This is a genomic window from Prochlorococcus marinus subsp. pastoris str. CCMP1986 (assembly GCF_000011465.1).
Taxonomy (GTDB): Bacteria; Cyanobacteriota; Cyanobacteriia; order PCC-6307; family Cyanobiaceae; genus Prochlorococcus_A; species Prochlorococcus_A pastoris.
Window position 1 is genome coordinate 1,289,712 of record NC_005072.1, and the last position, 15,045, is coordinate 1,304,756.

16 protein-coding genes are annotated in these 15,045 nt (G+C 32.1%); 7 read left to right on the top strand and 9 right to left on the bottom strand.

Annotated features, from left to right (window positions below):
* Positions 1-2 precede the first annotated feature (2 nt).
* Positions 3-731 carry a phosphoribosylaminoimidazolesuccinocarboxamide synthase gene (gene purC / locus TX50_RS07185; protein WP_011132973.1) on the bottom strand — a complete coding sequence of 243 codons (729 nt, stop codon included), beginning with the start codon at positions 729-731 and terminating at the stop codon, positions 3-5.
* Between the two features lie 133 nt (positions 732-864).
* Here purC and purD point away from each other — a divergent pair, with 133 nt between their 5' ends.
* Together purD and TX50_RS07195 are read left to right on the top strand one after the other, a co-directional pair.
* On the top strand, positions 865-2,202 hold the full coding sequence (purD, locus tag TX50_RS07190; RefSeq protein ID WP_011132974.1) for a phosphoribosylamine--glycine ligase: 1,338 nt from the start codon (positions 865-867) through the stop codon (positions 2,200-2,202).
* Positions 2,203-4,272 carry an ATP-binding protein gene (locus TX50_RS07195; RefSeq protein ID WP_011132975.1) on the top strand — a complete coding sequence of 690 codons (2,070 nt, stop codon included), beginning with the start codon at positions 2,203-2,205 and terminating at the stop codon, positions 4,270-4,272.
* Here TX50_RS07195 and kaiC read toward each other — a convergent pair.
* Together kaiC and kaiB are read right to left on the bottom strand one after the other, a co-directional pair.
* Entirely contained in the window at positions 4,269-5,798 is a 1,530-nt protein-coding gene (kaiC, locus tag TX50_RS07200; RefSeq protein WP_011132976.1) for a circadian clock protein KaiC, read from the bottom strand. The two genes, TX50_RS07195 and kaiC, sit on opposite strands and share 4 nt — an antisense overlap.
* 62 nt (positions 5,799-5,860) lie before the next feature.
* Positions 5,861-6,184: a circadian clock protein KaiB gene (kaiB, locus tag TX50_RS07205; protein WP_011132977.1), complete on the bottom strand. Its 324-nt coding sequence runs from the start codon at positions 6,182-6,184 to the stop codon at positions 5,861-5,863.
* Positions 6,185-6,329: 145 nt separating this feature from the next.
* Here kaiB and rplU point away from each other — a divergent pair, with 145 nt between their 5' ends.
* Positions 6,330-6,770, top strand: coding sequence for a 50S ribosomal protein L21 (rplU, locus tag TX50_RS07210; protein ID WP_011132978.1), 441 nt, complete (start codon positions 6,330-6,332; stop codon positions 6,768-6,770).
* Between the two features lie 9 nt (positions 6,771-6,779).
* A complete protein-coding gene (gene rpmA, locus TX50_RS07215) occupies positions 6,780-7,040 on the top strand; it encodes a 50S ribosomal protein L27 (protein WP_011132979.1) in 261 nt (86 codons plus the stop codon).
* On the opposite strand, the gene TX50_RS07220 is transcribed toward rpmA, so the two are convergent.
* Complete coding sequence (locus TX50_RS07220; RefSeq protein WP_011132980.1) at positions 7,037-7,708, bottom strand: class I SAM-dependent methyltransferase; 672 nt, start codon at positions 7,706-7,708, stop codon at positions 7,037-7,039. The two genes, rpmA and TX50_RS07220, sit on opposite strands and share 4 nt — an antisense overlap.
* Positions 7,709-7,851: 143 nt before the next feature.
* Between TX50_RS07220 and truB the strand changes: the two genes are divergently transcribed.
* Entirely contained in the window at positions 7,852-8,769 is a 918-nt protein-coding gene (gene truB, locus TX50_RS07225; protein ID WP_011132981.1) for a tRNA pseudouridine(55) synthase TruB, read from the top strand.
* 4 nt (positions 8,770-8,773) lie between these two features.
* Here truB and TX50_RS07230 read toward each other — a convergent pair whose 3' ends face one another.
* Positions 8,774-9,967, bottom strand: a complete 1,194-nt coding sequence (locus tag TX50_RS07230; RefSeq protein WP_011132982.1) for a SpoIID/LytB domain-containing protein — start codon at positions 9,965-9,967, stop codon at positions 8,774-8,776.
* Positions 9,968-10,053: 86 nt separating this feature from the next.
* On the opposite strand from TX50_RS07230, the gene rnz reads away from it, so the two are divergent.
* Positions 10,054-10,992: a ribonuclease Z gene (gene rnz, locus TX50_RS07235; RefSeq protein WP_011132983.1), complete on the top strand. Its 939-nt coding sequence runs from the start codon at positions 10,054-10,056 to the stop codon at positions 10,990-10,992.
* Between the two features lie 89 nt (positions 10,993-11,081).
* Entirely contained in the window at positions 11,082-11,630 is a 549-nt protein-coding gene (locus TX50_RS07240; RefSeq protein ID WP_225866753.1) for a pentapeptide repeat-containing protein, read from the top strand.
* 9 nt (positions 11,631-11,639) lie between these two features.
* Here TX50_RS07240 and TX50_RS07245 read toward each other — a convergent pair whose 3' ends face one another.
* From TX50_RS07245 to serA, 4 genes are all read right to left on the bottom strand, one after another.
* Positions 11,640-12,005 (bottom strand): hypothetical protein, encoded by a 366-nt coding sequence (locus tag TX50_RS07245; RefSeq protein WP_011132985.1) that lies wholly within the window; start codon positions 12,003-12,005, stop codon positions 11,640-11,642.
* A gap of 81 nt (positions 12,006-12,086) precedes the next feature.
* Positions 12,087-12,386 carry a ferredoxin gene (locus TX50_RS07250; RefSeq protein ID WP_011132986.1) on the bottom strand — a complete coding sequence of 100 codons (300 nt, stop codon included), beginning with the start codon at positions 12,384-12,386 and terminating at the stop codon, positions 12,087-12,089.
* A gap of 143 nt (positions 12,387-12,529) precedes the next feature.
* Positions 12,530-13,432 (bottom strand): 50S ribosomal protein L11 methyltransferase, encoded by a 903-nt coding sequence (gene prmA, locus TX50_RS07255; protein WP_011132987.1) that lies wholly within the window; start codon positions 13,430-13,432, stop codon positions 12,530-12,532.
* A gap of 16 nt (positions 13,433-13,448) precedes the next feature.
* Positions 13,449-15,035, bottom strand: coding sequence for a phosphoglycerate dehydrogenase (gene serA, locus TX50_RS07260; RefSeq protein WP_011132988.1), 1,587 nt, complete (start codon positions 15,033-15,035; stop codon positions 13,449-13,451).
* Between the last annotated feature and the right edge of the window lie 10 nt (positions 15,036-15,045).

Genomic DNA, 15,045 nt, shown 5'->3' on the forward strand with positions numbered 1-15,045 from the left:
AATTAAATAAAATTGTTTATTCTTTTATTAATTTCACTATAGGCTTCAATAAAGCCACCTAAATCATTTCTAAATCTATCTTTATCAAGGCTTACTATCATACCATTTTTTTGATTCAGATCCCATAATCGGCAATTATCAGGACTGATCTCATCACCTAAAACAATTTGCCCGTTAGAGTTATAGCCAAACTCTAATTTAAAATCCACAAGATCTAATTTGATATTGTAGAAGAATTTTTTGAGAAGTTTGTTAATCTTTAATGTCATATTACTTATAAAGTCTAGTTCCTCTTCATCAACTATCTTCAATAAATTAATTCTATCTTTTGTTAAAAGAGGATCATTAAGAGTATCATTTTTAAGATAAAAATCAATCAAGGGGCTTTCCAAAACTGTTCCTGGCTTGATTGTAGTCTGTTTACACAGAGATCCATATGCGGTATTTCTAAGAACAACTTCAAGGGGGATGATTTTTATTTTTTGAGCAATCATTGAATTATTATTTTTGAGTCCAATGTAATGCGTTGGTATGTTGTTTTTTATAAGAAACTCAAATATTTTTGAACTTATAAGACAATTCAATTCCCCTTTGCCCTCAAACTTAGCTTTCTTCAATGCATTAAAAGCAGTTGCATCATCTTTGAATTCAATTATTACTTTATCTGAATCCTCATAAGCAAATATTTTTTTTGCTTTACCTTCATAAATAAACTTTAATTTACTATTCATTAAAAACCCCTTTGAGAACTAAAAATAGAATATAATTTAATTATTAGCTAGTAATAGAAATGTTTAATAGACTAAAAGATCTATTTTTAATTGAAATACATTTCAAACCCTATTATATATAAAGACCCTCTTCATGAGTATTAATACAATCAACTCTAAAAGTTCTAATAAATTAGAAAATATTTTAATAATTGGTAATGGCGGTCGAGAAAACGCATTAGCATGGGCTATTCAAAAAAATGACTTAATCAAGAAAATTTATCTACTCCCAGGTAATGCTGGTTCAAAAAAAATAAATAAATCTGAGAGAATTAATTTAGATTTAAAGAATACTAAAGTATTAACCTCAAAACTAAAATTTCTAAATATTGACTTAATAGTAATAGGACCAGAGACACCTTTGGCAGAGGGCTTAGGAGAGGTTCTTCGGAGAAATAACTTTGATGTGTTTGGTCCTGGACCAGATGGAGCCAAATTAGAATCAAGTAAATCTTGGGCAAAGGAATTTATGAAAGACGCAAATATTCCCACTGCAAATTTTTGGAAAGTTAAGTCATTAAAGGAAGCAAAAAAAATTATCTTTACATCTCCAAATCCATTAGTAGTAAAAGCTGACGGGTTAGCTTCAGGGAAAGGAGTTTTCATCCCTGAATCAAAAGAAGCATCTATAAATGCTACGGAAGAAATATTTAAGGGGAAATTTGGTAATGCTGGCGAAATAATTGTTTTGGAAGAAAAAATTGAGGGTCCAGAAGTTTCGGTTTTTGCTCTTTGCGATGGAAAGAAATATGTTTTACTTCCTACAGCTCAAGATCATAAACGACTTAATGAGAATGATAAAGGGCCAAATACGGGAGGAATGGGGGCTTATTCTCCTACTCCAATGATGACAAAAAGTCTTCTTGAAACTATTACTAAGGAAATAATTGAGCCTACAATTAATTCATTGTTGCGGAAGAATATCGACTACAAAGGGGTTCTATATTTTGGCTTAATGATCACAAAATCAGGACCAAAAGTTATAGAATATAACTGTAGATTTGGCGATCCTGAATGCCAAACAATAATGCCTTTAATGGACAAAGACTTTGTGATTCTTTTACAAAAATGTGCCAAGGGTAATCTTCTCGGAAACGAAAAAATTAAAATGTCGAATAAATTCAGCGGTTGTGTAATTGCAACTTCAAAAGGTTACCCTCATAATTATAAAAAAGGTTTTCCGATAACATACGGCAATATCGACTATGAACATTGTCAAATCTTCGATTCTGGAACATCATTAAATTCTAAAGGTGAATTTATTACGGATGGAGGGAGAGTGCTTAGTATTGTTTGTCAAGGCGAAGATTTTAATAAAGTTTTTGAAAAGGCTTATAAGAATTTAAAAGAAATAAGTTTTGACGGTATTTATTATAGAAAAGATATTGGTCATCAAGTCAGAATAAAAAAAATTGCTGAGAGGACTAACTAAATGATAGAGAGCAATGAGCCTAATAAAATAAAACTTAATCCTTCAAAAAAATTTATTGATGAAAATAATCCTGACCACTGGTCAAGCAGAGTTTTAACTTGGTGGAGTGGTTTTAGTTTAAGAACAAAACTATTAGCTATAGCAACTCTTGTTGTAAGTCTTTTAATGACTGGCATAACATTTTTTGCTCTTAATAGTATTCAAAGAGATGCTGGTATGAATGACACAAGATACGCACGAGATCTAGGACTTCTACTATCAGGTAATGTTACTGAACTAGTTGCAAATAATCAAAGGAAAGAGATATCAAATGTTGCAGAAAAGTTTTGGAGATCAAGTAGAAATTTACGTTATATTTTTTTTACTGATGCTGATGATATTGTTCAACTTGGAATTCCAATTAGTGCTACCCCTACAAGTTCAGATAATCAATTTCAATTAACTAGAAGATTAAAGTTACCATCAGAATTAAAGAAAAGACCTCAATTTCCTTTAGTAAGACAGCATGCCACCCCTCAAGGACAAGTTACAGATGTATTTGTACCAATGTTATGGAAAGGTAAGTATCTTGGAACATTAGCTTTGGGAGTTACACCTAATAAAAAGGCTTTGTCGAGTGCAGCATTAACTAGAGAAGTGACAATAGCAGTTTTCATTTCTATTTGGGTTTTAGTGATACTTGGAGCAGTATTTAATGCATTAACCATTACCAGGCCTGTAAGAGAATTAGTAAAGGGTGTTAGAGAAATTTCAAAAGGCAATTTTAAATCTAGGATCTCTTTACCGATGACTGGTGATCTAGGAGAATTACTTACAGGTTTTAACCGAATGGCTTCTCAACTAGAGAATTACGATGAGGCAAATATTGAAGAGCTCAAGGCTGCTCAGATAAAGCAACAGTCACTAATAGCTACAATGGCAGATGGTGCAATACTTTTGGACTCCAAAGGAAAAATAGTACTAACTAATCCCACAGCAAAAAGACTATTTCGTTGGGAAGGTAGATTCTTAGAAGGTAAATATCTTTTAAATGAAATTCCTGAAATTTTATCTAATGACTTACATACAAATATAGAATCAATTTTAAAAAGAGAAAAGGAAAATGATGATTTGAGGTGCAGCTTAGGCGAACCTGCAAGGACGCTAAGAATTGTTTTACAGTCTGTTTTGGATACAAATAAAGTTGAATTAAAAGGAATTGCAGTTACAATTCAAGATTTAACAAGAGAGGTTGAACTTAATGCAGCACAAAATAGATTTATAAGTAACGTTTCTCATGAGCTAAGAACTCCACTTTTTAATATAAAAAGTTATGTAGAGACTTTATATGATCTAAAAGATCAACTTTCTAATGAGGAGCAACTTGAATTCTTGGGTATCGCTAATTCAGAGACTGATAGATTAACAAGACTAGTTAATGATGTACTTGATTTATCTAGATTGGAATCAGGTAAAATAATTCAATTAGAGCCTATGGAAATTAAACCAGCTATTGAACAAACACTTAGAAATTATAGACTTAATGCTACTGAAAAGAATGTTTCTTTAGCACATGATATCGAAGAAAATATCCCATCAATTCTTGGAAATTTCGACTTACTATTACAAGTTTTTGATAATTTACTAGGTAATGGTTTGAAATTCAGTCCGAAAAATAGCACTCTTAAAATTAGGGCTTATACTTGGCCTGATTCATGTCCAGCCTTTCCCCCCAACAACAATAAAGATGCTCCTCAATGTGAATTAGTTTCACCTTTACCCAAAGTAAGAATTGAGATCGCTGATAATGGTTCAGGTATATCGCAACCTGACCAAGAAAAAATATTTGATCGTTTTTATAGAGTTGAAAATGCTGTTCATACCGAACAAGGAACAGGATTAGGCTTATCAATTGTTAGAGGTATAATTGAGAAACATGGTGGGCAAATTCGAATGGCGAGCGAACTAGGAATCGGCACAACATTTTGGTTTGATTTGCCCCTAGAACAATCTGACAAAGATGAATTACTCGCTCAAACAATTAATAATGTCGAAAATTTTTCCGACTCTCAAGTAAGTGAATTATTCTAATTTTTTTCAATTCCTTTAAAAACGTTTGGAATACTCTGATCAGAAATAACTCTATGAGGTGCACCGCTAAATATTTGTTCAAAATTAGAAAATGAATCTTTTATTTCAGGCCCTTGGCCAGTAATTATATATTCTCTTATCCTTTTATCATGCCATGAGCCTCTCATTTTAAAAACATTTATGGCTCTAGCCATCTCCCCTTTAATTTCAACGTATTGCAATAATAATATCGTATCTGTGATAGTTGAAATATGAGAGTCGGTAATAGAATGACTTCCCATAAATTCTTCTGCAGTATTTGTGAAGAAACCCGCTATCTCTTCTTGTTTTGAATAACCAGTAACTCCAATTACAAATTGTCTAAAAGCATTCAAACTTACTCCTCTAGCCAATGCAGAGAGAGAGTCAATTGCCAATCTCTTAGGTTTAAATTCATTTATTTGCGATTTTATAATCTGTAAGTGATCTTCTAAACCAGTTGATTCAGGGTATGCACAAATAATTTTTAATAATCCTTCATTTTCCATCTTTTCAAAATCTATTCCCCAACTAGTAGCATTTCTATTTAGTTGAGCCCTAGATTCTTCATAGGCAAAAAGTATGGCTCTTTCTTTATTGTTGTAAGCATCTTCAATAAACTTTGATACCAGCATAGTTTTACCCGTACCAGTCGCGCCAGTTGCCAGAATTATTGAATCCTGAAAATAACCCCCTCCACACATTTCATCAAGATCTTTAACTCCTGAACTTATTCTTATATTTGAGGATCTTTGCGTTAATCTCATCGCTCCTAAGGCAAAAACAATTATGCCATCATCTCCCATTGTGAAAGGAAATTCTCCTTTCATATGTACGGTTCCTCTCAACTTTAAAACTTCTAAAGTTCTTCTTCTTTTCTCTGCCTCAAGAACATTTCTAAGTAGCACGACATTATCAGATACAAATTCCTCAACGCCATAACGAGCTATTGGGCCATAATCGTCCACCCTTTCTGTCGTCATTACGGTAGTAACTCCTATTTCTTTTAATCTCGCAATAAGTCTAAAAATCTCTCTTCTAACAACATAAATAGCATCATATTGCTGAAACACAGCGGTTATTGAGTCTATCGCAACTCTCTTAGCTTTATATTTTCTTATCGCATAACTAATCCTTTCAATCAAACCTGAAAGATCAAAATTTCCAGCAACATCTTGACCGTCAGGATCAGGAGATGCATCCAAAATAAAAAGTTTATTTTGATCAATTAATTTCTGTAAATCCCAACCAAAGCTAGCTGCATTTCTAATAATATCTAAAGGTGATTCTTCAAAGGTAATAAAAATTCCTGGCTCATCAAAATTACAAATCCCATGATGTAAATATTGTAAAGAAAAAACAGTTTTACCAGTCCCAGATGTACCACTAACAAGAGTACTTCTCGCAGCAGGCAAGCCTCCCCTACAAACATCATCAAAACCCTCAATTCCAGTAGGTATTTTCTGGACTTGCATTTTAATTGATTTACTAATTTTTTTATCTTTCATAGATTTTTGTCAGGAAAATTATTCTATAACTATTGATTTATTTTTAATTATAAAAGTTTTTATTAATTTTTTGTACCTCCACTATATTCACTCTCTGATAATTCATCAAAAAGTAAATCTAATCCAATTAAAACCTTTTCTCTATCTGACAAATCACCAATTATTCTTCTAACAGGAGGAGGTAAAATCTTTGCAAGAGTTGGGGTTGCCAAAATCTTATCTTCTTCAGCAAGTTGAGGTTGTTTAAGAACATCTATTACTTTTAGAGCATAAACTCCTTTAAATTCATTCTCTAGAATTTCTTTAAGAGTATTCAAAGCTCTCATTGAATTGGGAGTGTTACCTGCTACGTAAAGTTTTAAAATATATGTTTTTCTTGCCACCATTTGTTAAAACCTCAAGTTAAATGAAAGAATTTAATAATAAACCTTGACTAATTACACTATAAAATAAGAAGATAAACAAACATTCAAGACTGCTAAAAAGGCTTAATCAAATTAATAAATTTGAGCCTCTCGGCGTCCTCATTATATGACTTCTTCCAAAAAACCTTCTAACAGTTCTGCAAAAAATGAAAATTTGTATGCAATAGCTGAAACATCAGGCCAACAATTCTGGTTTGAAGTTGATAAATATTATGATATTGACAGGCTAAATGCTAAAGAAAAAGATAAAATAACTATTGATAAAATTCTCCTAATAAAAGATAAAGATAATATTTCACTTGGCCAGCCTTACGTAAAAAATGCAAAAATTGAACTAGAAGTTGTTTCACATAAAAGAGATAAGAAAATAATCGTATATAAAATGCGTCCTAAAAAGAAGACACGAAGAAAAATGGGCCACAGACAAGAGCTTACAAGAGTTATGGTAAAATCTATATCAATTACAAACAGTACTCCTAAAACATCTTCAAAGACTGAAGTTAAAAAAAAGAGTACTAGCCCAAAAGCTTCAAATCCTGAAAACTAATTTTTACCAATGGCACATAAAAAAGGTACCGGATCAACCAGAAATGGAAGAGATTCAAATTCTAAAAGACTCGGAGTTAAAGCTTATGGAGGAGAAAAAGTATCAGCAGGGTCTATCATAATCCGTCAAAGAGGTACTTCTTTTTTACCAGGAATTAACGTAGGTAAAGGAAAAGATGATACACTTTTCGCCCTAAAAGAGGGAACTGTAAGTTTTGACAGTATCAAAAGGAATTTAAGAAACAGAAAAAGAGTAAATGTAGTTCTTTAATTCTTTTTATAAGATCTTGTCGTAATAAGAATAGGATGAAAAACTTCTACAAATTTTAATTGTAGAGTCTTAAAAAATTGTTCAACAATTTGCTCATCATCAACGTGAAAGGGATATTCATTATTTTCTCCTTTGTAAAAGTACCAATTAAATAATCCAATTGAGTTAGGACCCATAATTTTATGAAAGGTATCGAGATGAAAAGCCGGATCAGATAAATGCTCTAATACATCAAGGCATACGATCGTATCAAATCTAGATATTTTTGTTTCCTGAATTGTTTTACAAAAAGTAAGTTTATTATCCACACCAAGTTTTTTAGACCTATATTCAACAAAATCTCTATTTGTTTTATTTATATCAACGAAAAAAACATGCTCAACCTTTGTAGACATTGCATTAGCTAAAGCATGAGTCCCAATCCCTCCTCCAAAATCTAAGACCAAATTTCTTGAAAATCTCTGCTGAAGTTTTAACGTGTCAGCAATATAATCCTTACTTGAAATATGCCAGGCGGCCAAATCTGCCAAATGCTTATCTCCAACAATTTCTTTATAAAAGTCTTCAGCCTCACTTAAACTACCCCCGGGATGAAGATTGGCTAAATCCATCTTTGCGTTTTCGAGGAACCCATCCAAATCACCCTGCTCGATAGACAAAAATTCCATTAAGTGTGATTTCAAATCAAAAGCATCATCTATAAATTCTTTTATTATGAAATCATCTTTTTTCAATTTCTTACTTTAATAATTCCTTATTTAAAAATAATAAAATAGTAAGAAATAGTTCTCATAGGAATCTTAATATTAAAATGGAAATTAAAGATGGATTTATAGCAATAAATAAAGAGAAAGGATTTACCTCTCATGATTGCGTTAAACAAATAAGGAAATTATTAGGTATCAAAAAAGTTGGTCACACAGGTACTTTAGATCCCGATGTAACAGGTACTTTACCAATTGCGATAGGCAGTGCTACAAGATTTATTCAATATTTACCTCAAGGCAAAACCTATATTGGCCAAATCCAATTAGGCATAAGAACAAAAACTGATGATATGCAAGGCGAAATTCTTAACAAAAAAGATTGGCCTGTTTTGAGCCATAAGCAATTAGATAAATATTTAAATAACTTCAGAGGTATTATCCAACAAGTACCTCCTATAGTATCTAGTGTTCACGTTAATGGAGAAAGAGCATACAAAAAAGCTTTTAAAAATGAGGAATTTGAATTAAAACCAAAAGAGGTAGAAATAGAAGAATTAGTTCTAAACAAATGGGATCAAATAAATGGAATATTAGAAATAAAAGTGTCTTGTTCCTCAGGAACTTATATAAGATCCATCGCTAGAGATTTGGGCGGGAGCTTAGATTCTGAGGGTTGTCTTTTGAAACTTAAAAGGATTTCGGCTTGTGGATTCCATGAGAAAAATTCTATAAAGATATCTGATCTAAGTGATAATAATGACAAAAACGCACCTTTTATTATTCCCACAATTTCTGCTCTTGATCATATTTCAACACTAGTTTTAGCTAATCAAGAAGAAATTAACTTTTGGCAAACAGGAAGAATAATTAAATTTGATGCTAATAATTTTGTTAAAAGCCGCTCTTTTGATTACAAAAAACCAATAAAAATTATTGACCCTAACAAAATCCTATTAGGAATTGGTTTTATTAATGAAGAAAAAACTATATTACATCCCAAATTAGTTCTTAATGCAAAATAACTTTTTATAAGTAATTTTTGCTAAACGGTTTAATTCCAACACCCTTATAAAAATGTTTTAATATTCTATCTGCTTTTTGACCTTTGGAAGCCATATATCTTGCACCCCACTGACTCATCCCTACACCATGGCCAGAGCCTCGACCAAAAACTATTAAAGTTTTTTCAATAGGATTATTAGAATTATCATTATCGGAAATATATTTTTTATCTTCAATGAATTTAAACCTCATAAAAGTACTTTTCAGATTCATTCTTTTTCTAATATCAACTCCTGATATTTGATCAGAGCCATATTTGCCAAAAATTTGCACATTTTTTACTCTCCCAGTATTAGTTATATTCAAAATCTCAATTTTTTTAATTCCTCCAATTTCAGGGAATAATTTTTGTAATTCTCCGCTTGAGAATTTTTTTTTCCATTGTAGTTTTGGATTATTTCTATCAAAATCTCTAACGCTTGATAAATAAGGATATTCATTCTTCCAAACATCTTGACTATTTTCTGTCATACCTCCTGAACTACTGTGAAACAAGGCATTAATTAATTTATTTTTATATGTCAAAACTAATGATCTTGTACTTCTTACTGCCCTTATAGTTTTATAGGTTCTTGATTCTAAGCCATTATAAACTTGATTTTTCTGAGTAGAATCAATATCATAAATTTGATTTCCTTTTTGTTTTAAAGCATAAGTCCTTGAAGCAATAGCCTGTGCTTTTAATGCCTCTAAAGGCCATTTAGCTGGCATCTCTGAGCCAACAACACTACTCAGATACTTTTCGATTCCAAGGATATTAATCACTAATATCTCAGACTCAAGAACTAATAGATTTAAAATTCCTGAATATCTTTTCTGGCCAACCCAAATACCTCTACCATCAGAAGATTTAACTACTAATTTTACTTTATTTTTTAAATCATAGATTTTTTGTTTGTTCTTATCAAAAAATAATGATGTTGTATTATTTTCTTTTTTTACAGTTAAACCTTTAATTTTTTTATTTGAGAATTTTTGCCCTTTAATAATTAATGGAATTGATTTATCAGATCTTATCCTTAAATTTCTGTTTTTTGATATTAGAACTCTAATTAATGGTTCTCTGGAGGCGGATACAGAGTGATTCTGAAAAAGACAAAAAACTATAATCCCAATTAAACATAATTTATTAGAGATTTTTATAGTTTTTAAAATCACTATGTCTGAAAAACAAATTTTGTATTTGCCTTAGTTTGACTAAAAGTCTAGATTAAATCTAGATATTAAAATAAAAATATTTATAAGTGAACATTACTTTCTTAGGAACAAGCTCTGGGGTGCCAACCTTAACAAGAAATGTCTCATCATTAGCACTTAAATTATCTCAAACAGCTGAAGTATGGCTTTTTGACTGCGGAGAAGGAACTCAACATCAGCTAATGAAGAGTAATATAAAATCTTCACAAATTAAGAAGATATTTATTACTCATATGCATGGTGATCATATATATGGTTTGCCAGGGCTTTTAGCTACATTAGGCTTATCAGGTAATAGTAATGGTATTGAAATTTATGGTCCTTCAGAGTTAAAAAGTTTTGTAACTTCCGCACTTGAAAGCAGCTTTTGCAAGTTGTCATTTCCTTTACGTTTTCGAGCAGTTGAAGATTTCGCCTCATTAAATAAAATTTTATTTGAAAACGATAAGTTAAAAGTACATTGTGCCTGCCTTAAACACAGGCTACCTGCTTATGGTTATCGTGTGAGCGAGAAAGATAAGCCAGGAGTATTCGATATCAAAAAAGCAGAAGATTCAAATATTCCTCCCGGGCCTATATATTCAGAATTACAAGCAGGTAAAACAGTTCAATTGAAAGATGGGAGATCTTTTAATGGGCAAGATTTTTGTGGTCCTCCTAGAAAAGGTGAAAGTTTTGTTTACTGTACTGATACAGTTTTTAGCAAATCGGCAGTTAACTTATCTAAAAATGCTGATTTACTAGTTCATGAATCTACATTTTCAAAAGAAGATGAAAAAATGGCTTACGAAAAATTACATTCGACAACAATAATGGCAGCAAAAACTGCACTATTGTCTAACGTCAAGAAATTAATTATCACACATTTAAGCCCAAGATATACTCAAAGGAGTTCAATCAAGCCAAGCGATTTGCTAAAAGAAGCTCAAAAAATCTTCCCTAATACTTATCTTGCTAAAGATTTTTTAACCGCAGAAATTAAATAAACTGCAACAGTTCGTGAGCAGTAGGGTTGTAAATGACCAACCCATGAAATAATAGTCTTATGGTTTTTTTTAATTTGATGTCGATCGAAATGGTTTCTATTTTTTCATCACTAAACAAGTCTTTCAAAAGACTTCTTATTTTTCTTCCATTGATTATTGGTTTACTTCTTAATCCAATCTCTGCAAATGCCCTTTATCCAAGTGATCCATCATCAGTAGATGGATTAAAAGAAGATCTTCATGGTGCAGATCTTCAAAATAATGAATATGTAAAATATGATTTATCTAATCAAGATTTAGGCGAAGCCAACCTACAAGGTGCCTATATGAGCGTAACAACTGCCAAGAACTCTAGTTTCAAAGGTGCCAATATGAAAGATCTTATTGCCTATGCAACTCGTTTTGATAATGCTGATTTTTCAGATGCAAATCTGACAAATGGCGAGCTTATGAAAAGTGTTTTCGACGGAGCAACTATAGATGGAGCAGACTTTACTAATGCGAATCTTGATTTAAAAACAAGAAAATCATTATGCGAAAGGGCCTCTGGAACAAATTCACAGACAGGTGTTGATACTTTCGAGAGTCTTGAATGCTCAGGTTTAAGAGGTTATATGCCTCCAAAACCAAAAGCTTAAAAAAATATTTTAAATACTTTCTGGCAACACATTACCAGGTTCTTTTGAGCCTGGTTTTTTGCTGTACCACCATTCTTGGATTTCTGAAGAAAACTTCTTTGAGAATAGTGTTATTACCGTTTCTACAGGTTTTGATCCTGGTTCTAAAATTTGAACTGAATACGATGGACATTTCCTTGAGGCCATATCTGCGACAAATCTAGCTCCTATTCTTCTCCAACTTGGCTCTTTACTGCGCCAGGCCAGCCTAGAACAAGGCCAAGGCAACTCTTCTCTGTCATATAGCCTGCAACATGGGCCAATCACTTTATAACTGAATTGACCACCGTAACTTGATTGGATTGCATCGGTTTTAAAAAATTCAAATTTATTCATTTATCCCAAAAAAAAGGCCACCTCATATGAGAATGGCAGAAAAATTTTAATAAAACAACTAACTAAAGTTATTTTTTATAATTAATAGAGCTCTTCTTCAGCATGAGTAGTAATTGTTACATCTGAAGATGGATATGCAACACAAGTAAGGACAAAACCAGCCTCTAATTGATCATCATCTAAAAAACTTTGGTCTGATTGATCAACAGTTCCTGATGTGATTTTACCTGCACATGTAGAACAAGCTCCTGCTCTACAAGAATATGGTAGATCGACACCCTGTTCTTCAGCAGCATCTAAAATGTACTGATCATCAGGTACTTCAATCGTAGAATTGAGACCTTCACTTTCACTGATAAGTGTAACTTTGTAAGAAGCCATTTAATTTAAAAATTGATGGTAAAAATTTACCGTTAATACTTTTTTAACATTGTTTGTAGACATTTGCGTGCAAAGGGTGTAAAAAATGAAACAATACAATGCTAAAAGCGGGTTACATTAGAAAAACTTATGTATTTTTAAGATTAGGGTATTTTTTGTGCTGTAATGCACACCCAATCTTTTTTAGAAGATACATCATTTATTCGTAAATTACTAGCTTTTAATAATTTGATAATTTCATCTTTTTGTGAATTCAAGATTCCACTTAAAATAACTTCTCCATCAATTTTAAGGCAATTACGAATGTCAGGGATTATGCCTTTTATAACTTCTGCAAGAATATTACACAAAATAAAATCAAAATTTTTCAAAGTATATTTTGAAACCAACCCATCAAATGATCCTAGATATGTTTTTAAATTATCAAGATTACCAAAATTCAGCCGAAAATTAGACTCAGTAGAATTTATTGCCAGATAATCATTATCAATAGAATAAATTTTGCTAGCCCCAAAAGATCTAGCGGCAATACTTAAAATACCACTACCAGAACCTATATCTAATATTTTCTTGCTAGATAATGAAATCTTTTCCAATTCTTCTAAGCAAAGAGATGTCGTGGGATGACTTCCTGTACCAAAAGCTGCTCCAGGATCTATTTTAATAACTTTCTTATTTTTATATTCCTCTGGTAATTCAAGCCAGCAAGGCAATATAAGTAAGTTATCCCCTACAATTTCTGGTCCCCAATATTTCTTCCAGCTTGATATCCAATCTTCCTGTTCAATAAGATTCCACTCAAAACAATTGGTTTGATAATTGTTTTTATCTAAAACCTCTTTAATATTTCTTACGAGTTTAATTCTTAAACTTTCTGGCCAATTTAAATGTGGAAGCCAAATTATTACTTTTTTATTATTTTTATTATTTAATAAAATTTCAAATGCGTAACTAGATATACCTAATTCATTCAATTTCCAAATAATAATTTCTTCTAAATTAGTTTCTATTTCAAAAGTAAGTTCATACCAATTTTTTATTTCCATTAACTACTCAAATTATTTATAAAGTTACTGGATCAGAACTAGTGATTCCCTCAACTTCAAGAATTGATTCAAGCAAATTTGTAGGAATAGGATCATCAATACTTAAAACCATAACAGCTTCTCCTCTGACAATTTTTCTACCAACTTGCATTGAGGCAATATTGACATTGTGGTCCCCTAGGAGGGAACCTAACTTTCCAATAATGCCCGGCATATCTCTATGCCTAGTTATAAGCATAAATCTACTAGGAGAAACATTAACTGGATATTGATCAATGCTAATTATTCTCAATTCACCATCAGCAAAAATGCTTCCTGCAACACTATGCTCACCATTATCTCCAAATGTAGTTAATTGAAGTGAACCGCTAGCAAATTCCGGTCTAGCCTCGTCTTTACTTTCAACTACTGAAATACCTCTAGACTCTGCTTCAAGAGAAGCGTTAACATAATTTATTCGATCACCTAGAGCCTTACTTAATAGACCTTTTAAACTGGCTATGATTAAAGGCTGTGAAGGGTGTTGCACAAATTCACCTTGAAGCCTTACCTCTAACTTTTGAATTTGTCCTCCAGAAAGTTGGCTTATTAAAAGGCCCATTGTTTCAGCTAATTGCAAATGAGGTTTAAGGCTATCCATAATATCAGGACTTAAACCCGGAATATTTACTGCTGTTCGTGCAGAAAGTCCCAAAAGAACATCTCTTATTTGTTCAGCAACATCTACAGCAACATTCTCTTGAGCTTCCCTAGTTGATGCTCCTAAATGAGGTGTAAGGATTAAATTTTTATCAACTTTAAGTAGTGGTGAATTGGAGTCTAATGGCTCTTTAGCAAACACATCAATCGCGGCTCCTCCTATCAATGAATTATTAAGTGCCTCAGCTAAAGCTTCTTCATCAATTATTCCCCCACGTGCACAGTTTATTAATTTTGCATTTTTTTTCATACTTTTAAGCACCTTCATATTTACGAGGTTTTCTGTTTCTGAAGTCCTCGGCAAATGTAAAGTTACATAATCAGATTCCTCAAACAATGTTTTTAATTCGGACAATCTGACCTGTAATTGTTGTGCTCTTTCTGAGGAAACAAATGGATCATATCCATAAACATCCATTTCAAGAGCATTGGCAACTTTTGCGACATGAGTTCCTATTTTTCCTAAACCTACAACACCTAGCTTTTTCTTAAACAACTCATTACCAACAAATTTTTTTCTTTCCCATTTACCCAAAAAAGTACTACTATTTGCAATTGGTATATTTCTTGATAATGCCAACATCATTGCAATTGTATGCTCGGCAGCAGCTATGGTATTCCCTCCCGGAGAATTAACAACGAGTACTCCCTTTTGAGTAGCTGCCTTAACATCCACATTATCTACACCAACCCCAGCTCTTCCAATTATTCTTAGTTTCTTAGAAGAGTTAATAATATCTCCTGTAACTTGAGTGCCTGAGCGTATCATAAGAGCATCATAATCATGGATAATAGATGCCAATTCAGAGTTCGAGATTCCTATCTTCTGATCAACTTGAGCGACTTGGGAGAGAATATCAATTCCCTTTTGATCAATTGGGTCTGTAATTAAAACTTTTGTCATTTAAAGAGTT

Excerpts from the sequence above, each read along its gene's own strand:
- purC (WP_011132973.1), bottom strand. The coding sequence starts at position 731 with ATGAATAGTAAATTAAAGTTTATTTATGAAGGTAAAGCAAAAAAAATA.
- prmA (WP_011132987.1), bottom strand. The coding sequence starts at position 13,432 with ATGGAAATAAAAAATTGGTATGAACTTACTTTTGAAATAGAAACTAAT.
- rpmA (WP_011132979.1), top strand. The coding sequence starts at position 6,780 with ATGGCACATAAAAAAGGTACCGGATCAACCAGAAATGGAAGAGATTCA.
- TX50_RS07245 (WP_011132985.1), bottom strand. The coding sequence starts at position 12,005 with ATGAATAAATTTGAATTTTTTAAAACCGATGCAATCCAATCAAGTTAC.
- rplU (WP_011132978.1), top strand. The coding sequence starts at position 6,330 with ATGACTTCTTCCAAAAAACCTTCTAACAGTTCTGCAAAAAATGAAAAT.
- TX50_RS07240 (WP_225866753.1), top strand. The coding sequence starts at position 11,082 with ATGGTTTCTATTTTTTCATCACTAAACAAGTCTTTCAAAAGACTTCTT.
- TX50_RS07195 (WP_011132975.1), top strand. The coding sequence starts at position 2,203 with ATGATAGAGAGCAATGAGCCTAATAAAATAAAACTTAATCCTTCAAAA.
- kaiC (WP_011132976.1), bottom strand. The coding sequence starts at position 5,798 with ATGAAAGATAAAAAAATTAGTAAATCAATTAAAATGCAAGTCCAGAAA.
- truB (WP_011132981.1), top strand. The coding sequence starts at position 7,852 with ATGGAAATTAAAGATGGATTTATAGCAATAAATAAAGAGAAAGGATTT.
- purD (WP_011132974.1), top strand. The coding sequence starts at position 865 with ATGAGTATTAATACAATCAACTCTAAAAGTTCTAATAAATTAGAAAAT.
- TX50_RS07220 (WP_011132980.1), bottom strand. The coding sequence starts at position 7,708 with ATGGAATTTTTGTCTATCGAGCAGGGTGATTTGGATGGGTTCCTCGAA.
- TX50_RS07250 (WP_011132986.1), bottom strand. The coding sequence starts at position 12,386 with ATGGCTTCTTACAAAGTTACACTTATCAGTGAAAGTGAAGGTCTCAAT.
- kaiB (WP_011132977.1), bottom strand. The coding sequence starts at position 6,184 with ATGGTGGCAAGAAAAACATATATTTTAAAACTTTACGTAGCAGGTAAC.
- serA (WP_011132988.1), bottom strand. The coding sequence starts at position 15,035 with ATGACAAAAGTTTTAATTACAGACCCAATTGATCAAAAGGGAATTGAT.